The sequence below is a fragment of the Akkermansiaceae bacterium genome (assembly GCA_019634595.1).
GTDB lineage: Bacteria > Verrucomicrobiota > Verrucomicrobiia > Verrucomicrobiales > Akkermansiaceae > Luteolibacter.
In genome coordinates this window covers 535320-549690 of sequence record JAHCBC010000002.1, presented here as the reverse complement: position 1 = coordinate 549690, position 14371 = coordinate 535320, and the positions used below count along the sequence as shown (strand labels likewise).

General features: G+C 63.7%; 12 protein-coding genes. 7 read left to right on the top strand and 5 right to left on the bottom strand.

Annotated features, from left to right (window positions below; translation table 11 throughout):
• Positions 1-74 precede the first annotated feature (74 nt).
• Positions 75-329 carry a 50S ribosomal protein L27 gene (gene rpmA, locus KF712_08100; protein ID MBX3740937.1) on the bottom strand — a complete coding sequence of 85 codons (255 nt, stop codon included), beginning with the start codon at positions 327-329 and terminating at the stop codon, positions 75-77.
• Positions 330-356: 27 nt separating this feature from the next.
• Entirely contained in the window at positions 357-671 is a 315-nt protein-coding gene (gene rplU / locus KF712_08095; protein ID MBX3740936.1) for a 50S ribosomal protein L21, read from the bottom strand.
• Between the two features lie 138 nt (positions 672-809).
• On the opposite strand from rplU, the gene KF712_08090 reads away from it, so the two are divergent.
• Entirely contained in the window at positions 810-1604 is a 795-nt protein-coding gene (locus tag KF712_08090; GenBank protein ID MBX3740935.1) for a metallophosphoesterase, read from the top strand.
• A 192-nt stretch (positions 1605-1796) separates the two neighbouring features.
• Here the strand turns inward: KF712_08090 and lysS are convergent, their stop codons facing one another.
• Complete coding sequence (gene lysS / locus KF712_08085; GenBank protein ID MBX3740934.1) at positions 1797-3272, bottom strand: lysine--tRNA ligase; 1476 nt, start codon at positions 3270-3272, stop codon at positions 1797-1799.
• A gap of 389 nt (positions 3273-3661) precedes the next feature.
• Between lysS and KF712_08080 the strand changes: the two genes are divergently transcribed.
• From KF712_08080 to KF712_08055, 6 genes are all read left to right on the top strand, one after another.
• Entirely contained in the window at positions 3662-4078 is a 417-nt protein-coding gene (locus KF712_08080; protein ID MBX3740933.1) for a hypothetical protein, read from the top strand.
• Positions 4062-4406 (top strand): hypothetical protein, encoded by a 345-nt coding sequence (locus tag KF712_08075; protein ID MBX3740932.1) that lies wholly within the window; start codon positions 4062-4064, stop codon positions 4404-4406. The genes KF712_08080 and KF712_08075 overlap by 17 nt, the downstream gene beginning before the upstream one ends.
• Before the next feature lie 63 nt (positions 4407-4469).
• The gene (hflX, locus tag KF712_08070) at positions 4470-5771 is read left to right on the top strand and encodes a GTPase HflX (protein ID MBX3740931.1); all 1302 of its coding nucleotides are present in this window, start codon (positions 4470-4472) and stop codon (positions 5769-5771) included.
• Between the two features lie 15 nt (positions 5772-5786).
• On the top strand, positions 5787-6911 hold the full coding sequence (locus KF712_08065) for a L,D-transpeptidase family protein (GenBank protein MBX3740930.1): 1125 nt from the start codon (positions 5787-5789) through the stop codon (positions 6909-6911).
• 69 nt (positions 6912-6980) lie between these two features.
• Positions 6981-8060, top strand: a complete 1080-nt coding sequence (locus KF712_08060; protein MBX3740929.1) for a peptidylprolyl isomerase — start codon at positions 6981-6983, stop codon at positions 8058-8060.
• A 101-nt stretch (positions 8061-8161) separates the two neighbouring features.
• A complete protein-coding gene (locus KF712_08055) occupies positions 8162-10981 on the top strand; it encodes an autotransporter-associated beta strand repeat-containing protein (GenBank protein ID MBX3740928.1) in 2820 nt (939 codons plus the stop codon).
• Positions 10982-10998: 17 nt separating this feature from the next.
• Here KF712_08055 and KF712_08050 read toward each other — a convergent pair whose 3' ends face one another.
• Complete coding sequence (locus tag KF712_08050) at positions 10999-11766, bottom strand: murein L,D-transpeptidase (protein ID MBX3740927.1); 768 nt, start codon at positions 11764-11766, stop codon at positions 10999-11001.
• Positions 11767-11769: 3 nt separating this feature from the next.
• Positions 11770-14274 carry a S8 family serine peptidase gene (locus KF712_08045; GenBank protein MBX3740926.1) on the bottom strand — a complete coding sequence of 835 codons (2505 nt, stop codon included), beginning with the start codon at positions 14272-14274 and terminating at the stop codon, positions 11770-11772.
• Positions 14275-14371 lie beyond the last annotated feature (97 nt).

Sequence of the window (14371 nt, the reverse complement as noted above, 5' to 3'; positions counted from 1 at the left end):
AATATGGGCCAGCCACAAAAAAGCCGCTTCCTTTCCAGGAAGCGGCTTTTGGAAAATTCAGGAAATTCCTGATCTCAGTTCGCAGCGGCGGCGACGACGTTCACACGGCGGCCTTCGCGGTCAAAGGCGACGCGGCCATCGACGAGGGCGAAGAGCGTGTGGTCGCGGCCGATGCCGACGCCGACACCCGGATGCACCTTCGTTCCGCGCTGGCGGATGAGGATGTTACCGGCGATGACAGCCTGGTTGCCGTACTTTTTCACGCCGAGGCGCTTGCTGCGGGAGTCGCGTCCGTTCTTGACGGAACCTTGTCCTTTTTTATGGGCCATGTCAGGAGAGGGTGGGAAGTTTCAGGATTAGCCTGCGATGGAGGTGATCTCCAGGCGGGTGAGTGCACGGCGGAAACCGATGGTCTTGTGGAAACCCTTGCGGCGCTTGAATTTGAAAGCGACGCCCTTGGGTCCGCGGACCTGGCTGATGACCTTTGCGGTGACGGAAGCGCCGGCAACCGAAGGGGCTCCGATTTTCACGCTGTCGCCTTCGCCGAAGAGAAGGATCTCATCGAAGGTGATTTCGGAATCGACTTCGACATCGAGCTTCTCGACGTCGAGGGTGTCGCCTTGTTGGACGCGGTATTGCTTACCGCCGGTTTTGATCACTGCGTAGGCCATGGCCGGATAGGGAAAAGAATTCAGCCCCGCCTTTTCGGACGGGGCGGGGAAGAGAACACGACCCCCGCGGGCGGGCAAGGATTTTTTTTAGAATCTCGCTCTTGGCATGGGCTGGACCTCCCCCCTATGGTCTTGGCAATGCCGAGAATCGCGATTCTTTCTGACATCCACGCAAATTTACCGGCCCTGACCGCGGTTCTGGAAGAGGTGCGGAAGTCCGGGATCACGGAGATCTATTTCGGAGGGGATACGGTGGGTTACGCCGCCAAGGCTGAGGAATGCGTGGATCTGGTGCGCCACCACGGCGGCCGCAGCGTGCTGGGCAACCACGACTACTACACCAACGCGGTGATCGCCAATGAGGAGAACATCCCCGGCGGCAACGGCTGGACCCACAATCCGGTGTGGGCGGGCGTGGTCCATGCGGCGCGCACCCTGAGCCCGGACAATGCCCGCTGGCTGGCGGAACTGCCCGGTTACATGGAGATTCCCGGTGGCATCCTCAGCCACGCCTCTTTGCACTTCGCGGAAACCTGGCCCTACCTGCATACCTCAGGGGACGCGGCTCCCACCATGGACATCCTGGAAGAAAAGGGCTACGGCATCGGCTTCTTCGGCCATACCCACCAGCAGACGTTTTTCACTCGCCGCTCATCCGCGGGAGTGATCGCAAAGCGGGTGGACTACTCCAAGATCCTGCTGCCGGAAGGCGCGGTCTGCGCGGTATTGGTCGGCTCGGTCGGCCAGCCACGCGACCTGGACGAGCGGGCGGCATGGGTGACCTGGGACTCGGACACCCGCATCGTCGAGTTCCGCCGGACACCCTATCCCGCGCTGGAGACCGCCCGCCAGATCCTGGAGGCCCGCCTGCCGGAAATTTCCGCCGTACGCCTGCTGGATGAGTCCACCGCCAAGCGGATGCTGAAGCACTGAGGCAGTAAGGAGGAGGGACACTCCTGTCCCTCGACGGCATTGGCGAATGCGTGGGAACCCACCATCATCCGTCGTGATGGAGAATGAGGGACGCGGATCAGAAAGTGCCTCTGCTGATGGTTTCCGTTGCCGCCGGGGCACAAGAATGGGAACGAAGCGGACATAGCGGCTCTGCCGCAATGTCCACCCTCCCTACTCCTTCCGCTTCAGCAGCGGGAACAGCACCACGTCGCGGATGGTCGGCGCGCCGGTCAGCATCATCACCAGACGGTCGATGCCGATGCCGATGCCCCCGGCGGGTGGCATGCCATGCTCCAGTGTCTCGATGAAATCATAGTCGATCTTGTGCGTCTCCTCGCCGGACTGGACTTCCAGGCGCTCCCGCTGGACATCCGGATCATTGAGTTCAGAGTAGCCGGGGGAAATCTCCTGGCCGTTGATGATGAGCTCATAGACCTCCACGGTCTTGCCGCCCGGTGAGACCTTCGCCAGCGGCACCAGCTCGCTGGCGACATGGGTGACGAAGCAAGGGTCGAAGGTCTTTTCCTCCACCAGCTTCTCGAAGACCTGCTGGACCACCTCATGATCCTCCATCTCCGGGGAGATCTGCACGCCCAGCTCTTCGCAACGCTGGCGGCGGCCTTCCGGCGTGATGGTGAAGAAGTCCGCACCGGCGGCTCCGGCGATGAGATCATCATACCGCGCGCGCTTCCAAGGACGGCTGAGGTCGATGGTGCGGGTCACGTTGCCCTCCTCATCCTTGTGCTCGATCTTCAGGCCGCCGCAGAACTTTTCCGCGAGATGGCAGGTCATTTCCTCGACGAGATCCGCCATTTCGGTGAAGTCGGAGAAGGCCCAGTAAGCCTCCAGCATGGTGAACTCCGGGTTGTGGCGGCGGGAGATGCCCTCGTTGCGGAAGTTCCGGTTGAGTTCGAAAATCCTGGTGAACCCCCCGACCAGCAGACGCTTGAGGAACAGCTCCGGCGCGATGCGCATGGTCAGCGGCATGCCGAGCGCGTTGTGGAACGTCTCGAACGGGCGGGCGGCTGCGCCACCGGCCACGTCCTGCAACATCGGCGTCTCCACCTCCAGGAAACCACGGTCCTGGAAGAAGCGGCGGATCTCCGCCAGCATGAGCGACCGGGTCACGAACAGCTTCGCGCTCTCCTCATTCCCCATCAGGTCGAGGTGGCGTTTGCGGTACTTGATCTCGCGGTCGGCGACGCCGTGCCACTTGTCCGGCATGGGGCGCAGCGCCTTGGAAAGCACGGTGAAGTCGGCCACCTTGATGGTCGGCTCCCCGGTCCGGGTGATGAAAGTCTCTCCCTCGATGCCGATCCAGTCACCCCGGTCCAGGCACTTCCAGGCGGCGGCCTTTTCCTCGCTCAGACCCTTGATGCCGAGGTAGCCTTGGATCGAGCCGTGCACATCCGCGATCTGGAAGAAGACGGATTTCCCCATGTCCCGGATGGCGGTGAGGCGACCGGCCACCTTGACCTGAACCCCTTCGGTGAATTCAGCCCGCAGGGCCTCCGGAGTCGTGGTGGTCTCAAAGCGCGCACCGTACGGATCCACACCCAGCTCGCGCAGTTTCGCCAGTTTCTCACGGCGGACGGCGATCAGTTCGGCTTCGGTGGATTGGGGCTGCTGCGGGGCGGCTTCGCTCATGACGGGACGGGGCTTAGGCGGAATTCCAACAGGACGCAAGGGGTTTGCTGGACGGGCGGTCATGACGGATCGCTTGGGAGTCCCCCTTCTCGCCGCGCGAGGACAGCCCGGCGAGCCCCCTTGCCATAAAAAATTATCAGATGTCCGAAACCCATCCCGTCCGGGATCAAGGCCTTCATTTCGTCCGAAATCCAAGGCGCGGGAAGGGTTCTGCAACGTCGAGCATTCCTCTGACCTCTAGGAGTCCGGGGAACCTCTTTAGGAAAAACTCAATTTCAGCATCCAGCCATCCATTCATACATCCTTATTTTATGGATGGATTGAAATCAAGGTATTGCCTTATAATATATTATTGCTCAATGAGTTATAACGTGATCACGTAGGTCCGAATGGCCGCTGGAGCGATAGGAACCCTTGCATCGATTGACGCGGCGCGGCCGGTCTTTCTGATCGTGATGGGCATCTCGCTGGTGGTCTTCGTGCTCCGGCTGGCAGGAACCGCCCGGGAATGGTCCACACGGCTGATGATCACCGGCAGCCTGATGCTCGGTGCCGGCTATGCCGTGGTTCTCCCCGCCTATGAGGCCGGATTGATCGAGTCGATCCACAACCCGCACACCGTCAATATGGAAGTCGCACTCGCCTGGCACACGGTGCGGCTGGTGCTGATGAACACCGGCTGGTTGGTATTCGGCATCGGCGTGGCCATGCACGCGAAGATTCTCCCCCAGCCCGTCCCGCGGAAGGCTGCAGCCACCGTATCACCCGATTCCCCCACGGTATCCGTCCATGAGCCTGTTGTTTGAGACCATCGTCAAAGGCAGCTTTCTCATGGACTGTCTCGGAGTGATCGGCCTCGGCCTGATCAGCCTTTCCGCGGTCCGGTTGGCCCAACAGCGGAAATCCTGGGGAGGCTCCACCATGGCAGCCGGTGCCATCGCCCTCCTGGCAGCCCGTCTCATCGTGCTGTTCCGCACCCATCTGCTGGCCGCCGGGATGCTGGATCTTTCCGGAGACTCCCTGGCTCAACTGGCCTTTGTCCTGCCGACGTTCCTCCTGACCATCGGCCTCGCAGGTGTGGTCTGGGGCATCTGGGCGCACGAACGCTGGCTGCGGGAAATGTCGCGGCGCTGATCCCCATCCGGATCGAAAAATTCGCATCGCACCACCTTCCCACCGGTGGTAGGAATCCTGCGGATGTTCGAGGTCAGACAGAAACCCGATATGGTCGAGCGCGCCTTGCTGGTGCGCCTTTATTTCGACCCGCGCGAAGAGGCGGAATCGGAATCCCTGCTCGAGGAGCTGGGGGAACTGGTGCGTACGCTGGGCATCGAGGTCGTGGAGTCGGTCCTCGCGCGCAGCCGGGAGATGCACAAGAAATTCCTCTGCGGGACCGGCAAGGCGGATGAGATCGTGGCACTGGCGAAGGCCCATGAGTGCGATGTCATCGTCTTCGACAACGCGCTCTACCCCTCCCAGCAGCGGGAGTGGGAAAAATTGGCAGACCTTTGCGTGATCGACCGTGAGGAGGTCATCCTGGATATTTTCGCGAAGCGGGCGCAGACAAAGGAAGCCCGCCTGCAGGTGGAGTTGGCGCGGATGCAGTACGCGCTGCCACGGCTGGCCCGGATGTGGGGGCACCTCGACCGCGAGGGCGCGGGTTCCGGCGGTGCCGCCGGTGGCGGAGCCTCCCGGGGCATGGGTGAGAAGCAGATCGAGATCGACCGCCGCCTGGCCCACCTCACCATCGACCGCGCGAAGCGGGAACTGGAAGCCGTGCGCAAGCAGCGGAAAACCCAGCGCAAGGAACGCGAGCGCCTGGAGACTCCGCATGCCGCCATCGTCGGCTACACGAACGCCGGCAAATCGACCCTGCTCAACCAACTGAGCGGCGCCGAAGTGCTGGCGAAGGACATGCTTTTCGCGACTCTGGACACCACCACCCGGCGCATCGAGCTGCCGGACGGCCAGCCGTTGCTGCTCACCGATACGGTCGGCTTCGTCCGCAACCTTCCCCACCGGCTGGTGGAGGCGTTCAAGGCCACGCTGGAGGAGGCCGTGCTGGCGGATTTCCTGATCCATGTGCTGGACGCCACCGCACCGGAGATCCACCGCTTCCACGACACCACGCTGGAAGTGCTCAAGGAACTGGGCGCGGAGGAAAAGCGCGTGGTCACGGTCCTGAACAAGATCGACGCCGTCACCGACCCGGAAGCGCTGGCCGAACTCCGCCTGAAGTTCCCGGATGCCCTCCATGTTTCCGCCCGCAACGGCCTGGGCATGGATGAGATCCTGAAAGCCTGCTCCCGTGAACTTGCTGACCGCGTGCGCCGCCAGCACTACCGCATCCCCCAGCACCGGGCGGATCTGGTGAGCCTGCTGCACCGGGATGCCAAGGTGCTCTCCACCGACTATGAGGGGGATGACATCCTGGTCAGCGCCGTGGTCCCCGCCGCCATCTCCGGCCGCCTCGAATCTTTCTCCACCGCCCCCGTCTAACCACCGAATCCCTCCATGTTGAGACTCACCCTGCTCGCCGTCATCTCCGGCTTCACCGCACTCGCCACCGCCCAACCGGTGCCGGAGCCGAATCCGGTGCTAAAGGCGCTGCCCGCCGAGGGCGACCCTAACGCGCCATCCAAGGCCGCTCCGGCCACCGCTGCACTGGATGGCCCGCTGCCCTCCGCCGAAGGGAAACCGACCGGCGACGATGCGGTGCGGCTCCAGATTTTCCTTGATCAGAACCATTTCGGCCCGGGCATCGTCGATGGCAAGCCGGGCCGCTTCACGGAGCTGGCGGTGCTCGCGTGGAATGAAGTCAACGGCCACCCGTCGGACGACTGGCACGCGGTGATGGAGGCCGCCCGCAAGGCTGTCCCCAATCCCTTCGCCACGGCCGTGGTGCCGGACTCCGTAAAGGACTGGGTGGATCCCACGCTGCCCACCTCCCGCAGCGAACAAGCGAAGCGGAAGCGCATGTCCTACCGCAGCATCGCTGAGTTCATGTCAGAGCGCTACCACTGTGATGTCCCCTACCTCGTCGCGCTCAATCCCGGAAAAAAAATCTATTCCCTCAAGGCCCGCGACAGCATCGTGGTGCCGAACGTGACTCCCTTCCATGCGGAGGCCCTCGTCGAAACGAAATTCGAGGCGGACCCCAACCTGAGCGCGCGCCACGTGGTGGTGGATACCAAGATCAACCAGGTGCGGATCTTCGAGGCAACCCCGGTCGCCCTGATCGTCGCGGATCCCGACAATCCGAACGCCGCACCCGTCCCCAAACGTGGCAACAAGGGCTTGGTCGCCTCCTTCCCGATCACCCCGGGACAGCCGAAGTTCATCCGCTTCGGCACATGGGAACTGAAAAACATGGTGGTCCTCCCGTGGTGGCGGTACGACGAATCCCTGCTCAAAACCGGGAAGCGCAGCTCCAACGCGCTCATGATCCCCGCCGGCCCCAACAGCCCGGTGGGCGTCATCTGGTGCGGCACCAGCCGCTCCGGCATTGGCATGCACGGGACGTCCGACCCGGAGACCATCGGCCGCGCACGCAGCGCGGGCTGCATCCGTCTGGCGAACTGGGACGCCATCCGCCTGCCGAACATCATCCGCCCCGGCAGCACGGTGGAGATCCGCTGAAATGAAACCTTCACCACTCCGTGGTGAAACATTCGGGCCGGTGGATGCGTTCATTTCCCGCACCCGGAAATGACCCACAAAGCCCGCCTCACCCTCTGCGCCGCATTCCTCGCCTATCTGGCGGGGGATTTCTTCCTCTTCAACGGCCCGTTGAACCGGGCGGTTGGCCAAGCCTTCAGCCCTGACACCCCGCAGGCGCTCGAGAAAGCCCGTAAGGAAGGCGTGGTCGCCCGGGCGGGGAACCGACCAATCTCCCGCAGCCAGCTCGACCGGGCGGTGTTCGAGCGACTGGCCCTCGAAGGGAAAACCCTCGACGGCCTTTCGCCTGAGGAACAGACCGCGGCAAAGAAGGCCGCCCTGGAAGAGTTGATCGAATCCGAACTCCTGCTGGCGGAAATGAACGCCGCCGGAAAGCCCGCGGAAGTACCTGCCGCGGAAATCGACGAGCGGCTGGGCCGGCTGACCGCCCGCTTCGGCGGGGACAAGGGAGCGCTCGATGCGACGATGAAGGCCCAAGGAATTGCTTCCGAAAAAGATCTCCGGGATCGCATCGCATCCCAGATACGGATCGAGAAATACGTGGCCGCAAAGGTCACCCCCGCTCCGCCGACCGAGGAGGAGGCGAAGAAATGGTTCACGGCCCATGAGAAGGATCTGGCCCTGCCGGAGCGGGTGGAGGCCCGCCACATTTTCATCCCCACCGTCCAGACCGAGCCGGAGGAAGCGAAGAAGAAGCTCGAAGAGGCGCTCGCGCAACTGAATGCGAAGCAGAAGAACTTCCCCAACCTGGCGAAGGAATTCAGCCAGGACCCGTCCACCAAGGACGAGGGCGGCTATCTGGGCTGGATGAGCCGTGCGCGGCTCTCCCCGGATCTGGCGGAACCCCTGTTCTCACTGCCCGTGGGGCAGCCCACCCTCGTGCGTTCCCGGCTGGGATGGCACCTGGTGGAAATCATGACCCGGAAGGGAGCCGAGCCGCGGTCCTTTGATGATGCGAAGGCCGAGATCCTTTCCGCCCTGGAAACGGTGAAACGCCACGACGCGGTGAAGGCCCACCGGGAGAAACTGCGGGCTTCCGCCACCGTCCCGATCCGGATCCTGGAGCCAGAGGAAAACTCCAGCCCGGCGACGGCAGAGGCCGTGAAATAGCTTGATATTGCCGGGGGACCGGATTGTCTGGTGACACTGTGGTGTTCCGCGCGGGAGCACGGCTCATCCCACGGCGTTACCCGGACTCCCGTCCCAAAAAAATGAAACCCAAATCCCTTTTCCTCCTGTCCCGCAGGACGGCCATCCTCGGCTATGCCACGGCCGGAATTTTCCTGAACGCGGGTGCTTCCGCGCAGACCTGGAGCCCCACCGCAGGAGGCGACTACAACACGGCCACAAACTGGGTGGGTGGTGTCGTGCCGAACGCACAGGGCGCGACGGCCATCATCAACACCAACATCACCGCCGCCAGCACCATCACCTTTACCGGCGGCAACCGCACGGTGGGTATCCTGCAGATCGGCGATACGAACAATTCCAACGGCTTCACCTTCGGCACCACCGCGGGGTCCACCCTGATCCTGGACAATGGCGCATCGACCGCTGAGATCCAGTCGCTGTCGGGCAGCACCGCCCAGACGATCGCGGCTCCGTTGAGGCTGGACAGCGCTTCGGTGAAGATCAGCAACCTCGCCGCAATAACGACCGGGACCGCCCGGACCCTGACCCTTTCCGGCGCGATTACGGCAGGCAACGCCGGGACCAAAACCCTGGAACTCTTCACCGACATCGCCTCATCGGGCATCAACCTCAGCGGAGTGGTCAGCAACGGCCCGGGCGTCATCGCCCTCAACAAGACCGGCAGCGGCACGCTCACCCTGTCCGGTAATAATTCCTCCATGGGCGGAGGAGTCACCCTGAACGCCGGCACCCTGAACATCAACAATGCCAACGCCCTCGGCAGTGGCACGTTCACCATCAACGGGGGGAACATCGGCAATACCTCGGGGACCGCATCACTCACGATCAACAACGCCATCAACTGGGCGGGTGACTTCGGCTACACGGGGAACCAGACCCTCGTCCTGTCCGGAGCACTGGCGATGACCGGGGACCGTTCCATCGCCCTGAATGGTCCCGGCACCGCGGCCGTCGGCACGCTCACCCTCAATGGCGCCATCACTGACGGGGCGGACACCTTCTCGCTCACCACCACCAGCAGCGGCCCCGGCATCGGCACGGTCCTCCGCGTCGCGGGAACCAATACGTATGGCGGAACAACCACCATCAACGGCGGACTGGTCCGGTTCATCAATGCCGCGTCGCTGCCCTCCAATGGTGCGAACAGCCTTGTCATCGGCGACAACGGCGCGGTTTCCGTCGCCGGGGCGTTCACCACCGCCCTTGCCCCCATCCTGGCGGACGAACGGCTTTCCGGCGCATCCACCGGCGCCCTCGCCCTACAGGTGGACTCGGATGTGAATTTCGACGCGTCGGCAAAGTTCCAGACGCTTTCGCTGGGGGCGGACGTCGGCAGTTCACCCGTGACCTACACCGGCACCATCACTCCGGGATCATCCGGCTACTTCATCGGCGGCGGTGGCGGGACCATCACCTTTGGAAATGACAACGCCTTTTCCGGCGGCAACACCGTCACCGTCGGGAACGGGGGCGGCGGCAAGGTCATCCTCAATTCCGCGAACGACTACTCCGGTGCCACCACCGTCAAGGGCGGGACCACCCTCATTGTCCAGCATTCCGGCGCCCTCGGTTCCGACGCGGCGGGCATAACGGTCGAACGCGGCGGCGGCGTGGAACTCCGTGGAGGCATCACCATCGCCGGCGAATCCCTGTCCTTCCTGGGCACGGGGTCAACGGCCACGGTCAACAGCGTCATCGCAGGACTTTCCAGCACCTCGGGAGACAACGAATGGACCGGTGCCGTCAGCATCAACACGACTTCCGACAACGCACGGATCAACGTCAACTCGGGCGGTTCCATCAAAGTCAGCGGCAACATCACGACCACCGGTGCCAACGCCGTCGTTCTGACGGGCGGTGGCAACGGAACGGTGAGCGGCAACATCACCGGCACTTCCGCCCTCATCCAGAACGGAGGCAGCACGTGGGTGCTCTCCGGCACCAATACCTACGCGGGCTCCACCCGCATCGACAACGGGACCGTCTCCGTTGCCTCCATTTCCCAACAGCTTGGGAGCACCACCACCAGCTCGATCAGCCTGGGCGAGGGCGGGGGCACCGGCCGCCTCCTCTACACCGGAGCATCAAATGAGACGACCTCCCGCGGCATCGTCCTGCGCTCGGATACGACCGGGGGCGGGATCATCGAGCAGTCCGGCTCCGGCCATCTCAGGATCAACGGTGGCGTCACCGGCAACTCCACAACCGGTGCGAAAACCCTCACGCTCCAGGGCAGCACCTCCGGCACGGGGGAGCTGGCCGGAACCATCGCGGATACAGCAGGCACAGGTGTGACCCACATCGCCAAGGCGGGAACCGGAACGTGGACGATCTCCGGCGCGGCGAAGACCTACGAAGGTTCCACCACGGTGACCGGCGGGGTGCTCAACGTCACCACCGGGCTGACCAACTCTTCTTCCATTTCCGCAACGGGTGGCACGTTTGTCATCGGAGCCGACAATGTCGTGAAGAATGACGCCTCCGTGACCCTGGGTGCGGAAGGCGTCCTCCGGATCGCCGGCTTCACCGACTCCATGGGCGTACTTTCGGTCAGCGGCGCAGGCATCCTGGATCTGCTCGGCGACAACAACAACCTGACCTTCACGAGCGGGACGATCTCGCTGGGCGGCGCCCTGAACATCCTCAACTGGAACGGCAACACCGCAGGCGGAGGCAGTGAGAAACTGGTCTTCACCGGCGGCCTCTCCGGCTCGCTTTCCGACGTAACCTTCACCAATCCGGATGGCCTGGCCGCAGGCCTCTACAGCGCGAAGTTCGTCGGCACGGAGCTGGTTCCCGATGCGCTCATTCCGGAACCATCCGCGTCGCTGCTGCTCCTGTCCGGCATGGCCGGGTTGCTGGTGCGCCGCCGTCGCTGATCCGGGCCGGGTGCGGCTCACCGGGCGGACGGCCCCGCTTTGAAAGAATACCGCCCCTCCTCCACGCCCGTCTCGGGCGGGAGGCCGGTCCTTTCAAAGAGGTCATGGCCCTCCCTCAGGTTGTCCCAGAACGGCTTGTTGGGATCTTCCGCCGCCCGCACCATGCGTTCCTCCGTCATGCGGAACGGAAAGACATGGACGCGGAAAAACGGCTGCCCGTTGCGGAGCGCGGCATCCACCATGGTGTAGATCTCCTCGATCTTTTCGTCCGTCATCGCCAGGCAGCCGATGGAGATGTTGCTGCCATGGATCATGATATGGCTTCCCGTCCGCTGGTGGAACCTGTCGTAGGCGTTGGGGTAGCCGATGTTGAACGAAAGGTGGTACATGCTGTCCGGGTTCAGCGACCTCAGACCGGTGTAATAAAAACCTTCCGGCACCTGGCCATCGCCCTCCGCCAGCTTCGGCCCCGGCGAGCCTGACGTGCCGGCGACGTGGTAACTGCGGAAAAGCTCATATTTCTCCGCCCCTTTCCGTTTCACGAACACCTCGAGCACTCGTTCCTCCTTGAAGGCCCGGAGGAACACCGGCTCTCCGAGGCGCATGTCCTTCTCCCACAGGTCCCTTTCAAGCACGGGCCGCACCCGGGCGGCCGCCGCGGCGGCGCGGGGGTGTGCGGAAAGGCGGACCTCCGCAGGCACGAAGTCAGGGCGTGGCCGCGGCTTGTCCTCGCACTGCGCGAAGCAGGGGATGAGAAGGACGGGGAGAAGCCACGGCGTTTTCAAAGTTCACCAGCGTTCCTGGATCCACTGCACGGGATAGCTTCCCTCGGGCGAACTGTCCTGGCCGGTCAGCTGCGATCCCTTCGACATGACCACGATCATGTGGTTGGCGGCACCCGCGATGGAGGTGATGGCGAAGCCCTTCTCCGTGTTCTCCGCGATCCACTCGGCAGGCCACGGGCCGGGCTCCGAGTACGCCTGCTCCTGGATTCCCGAGTTCTTCGTGAGGACGAAGAACCAGCCGTCGTCCGGGTGCTGGGGATCATCATCCCCGCCCACGGAGGTGATGCGGTAGCCCTCATCCCAGCGTTCCTTGATCCACTGCTTGCGGCTGTCGTTGAGCGGGGATGGCAGCGTGTAGCGTTGCTGGCCGAGGTTCGTCTCCGTGCTCATCACGACGACCCAGTCGTTCTTCCAGCCGGCGACGCCGGTGATGCGGTAGCCTTCCTCCATGGCCGTGGAGATCTTCGCCTGGTCGAGGTTGAAGCCGAAGACGGACTGGATGCCGGGAACCCCGCTGCTCATCACGACGTTCCACGCCCCCTGCTCACCCGCGACGGAGGTGATGCGCAGGCCTTCCTTCCAGCCCTTGTCCACCTCCTCGGTGGGCCACGGCCCTACACCGAGCTGGCGTTGGTTGTTGTACGGAGTGCCGCGGGACATGACCGCCCTCCAGTTCTTGCCAAAGCCCGCCACGGAGGTGATCCGGCGCGGTGCGCCCTTTTCCGGAGATTTGCCGGATTTTTCACTGGCAAGGAAAGGAACATTGAGCTGCGGACCGTCCCGGCCCTCCACCTTCGCGCGGCGGGTTTCCTCCACCAGCATGGCGAGGTTGTCCTGGCTCCAGGACGACGCCATCTGGCGGGCGGCCGCCGGGTTCAGGATGCCGGAAGTGGAGACAAGCGTGGAGAGCGCCTCGGACTTCGTGACGGACGCCTCGAGCAGGCGGCGCACATCCGTGGCGGAGAGATTCGGGAAATCCGCGCGGATCCCGGCGGCGGTTCCAGCCACCACGGGGGACGCCATCGAGGTGCCGTCCATCGGGCACTCCAGACCGGCGAGCATGGTGGAAACCACCCGCTCACCGAGCGCGGCGATCTGGACGGAGCGCACACCGTGGTTCGTGAACGGGGATGGGGTTCCCTTTTCATTGACCGAGGCCACGGTCATCACGTGGGGGAAGAAGCGGGAGAGATACTGCGGGGATGGCAGCAACTCGTCATTGTTCTCCTTCGAGTTTCCGGCGGCCATGACGATGAGCACGTCCGGGTTTTCATGGAACGCCAGGGCGAAAGCGGCGGCATGGGCGATGGTCAGCTCCAGCGGCAGGTTCGCGATCAACAGCGCGTCCTGGGCATTGGCCGGCTTGTCGATGGTGTCCGGGTTCTGGCCGTGTTCCTTGTACGCGGCGGCAAGGGCGTTCGCGATGTTCTCATGGATGGTGCGCGGCCAGCCCCAGCTCATGTTCACCACCCCGGCTCCACAGGCGCGGAGGTAGTCGGATGAACGGCGGCCCTGGGCGATGGCCTGGCCGCGGTAACTGTCCAGTACCAGGGAGACGAACTCCGCGTAGCTGGGCGTTTTCTCCGCCAGCTTCACGATGGCCCCGAAGTCATCGAACACCCGGTTGGTGGTCGGCGCGGAGGAACCGATGGCCGCACCGATGATGCGGGCCTTCCGGTCGCTGTAGTTCGCAACGATGCCCGCGACGTGGGTGCCGTGGGAAGCGGAGTGGAGCATCGCCGCGTAGGCGAAGTCGTTGAGGTCGATGTTGACGTTCGCGAAGGTGTCGAAGCCGATCTGGCGGATGAGCGGGTTCTTGTAACTGCCGCGGAGGATGGCCCCGGTTTTCTGGTCACCGCCGGAGGAAGCCGCGTCGAAGTCCCTCAGCAGGCCGCCCAGGTAGTTGCGCGTGTCTTCGGAGGAGTCGATGGAAAGCTGGGGCGCGCGCAGCGGCTCATCATGGCGGAGATTCCAGCCATAGACATCGTCGATGAAGCCGTTCTTGTCGTCATCCACGCCGGGTTTCCCGTTCAGTTCCGCCTCGTTGACGGCGTAGAGCGGTTTGAGCTTCGGGTGGGAGGGATCGACCCACAAGTCGTTCACCAGCGTGAGGTTCGGGTGCTTCGCCTTCCCACCGGGGCGGCCGTATTCCTGGCAGAAGGCATGACAGCGGAGGATGAGCGCCAGCGGCGCGAAGGCCTCCCCCTTGATGTCCAGATAGTCGCGGGCGATCTTGCCCTGGTTGTCCTTCAGCCGTGCGTCCGCCTTGCCCCAGAGGAGCCGCCGGACGGACTCGAAATCACCCGACTGGGCGGCCAGCATCAGCGGGGTGCGTCCTTGCGCGTCCCGGATGTCCGGCCCTGCCTCCGACAGCGCGAGGACGATGCGCGGGGCGTCCCCTTTCGCCGCAGCGTCCAACAGTGAATCTTCAGCCTCTCCGGCCACCACCAGCATGGGCAGGAAGGCCAACGCGGAACCCAGCAACAAATTCGGCAATCTCATCATCATCTTTGGGAAAGAACGCCTCCGACCTAACGAATATTAGAAAGCATGGCAATCATTGCCGGATTTTACGTGGATTTCATGGCATCCAGCCTCCTGACGA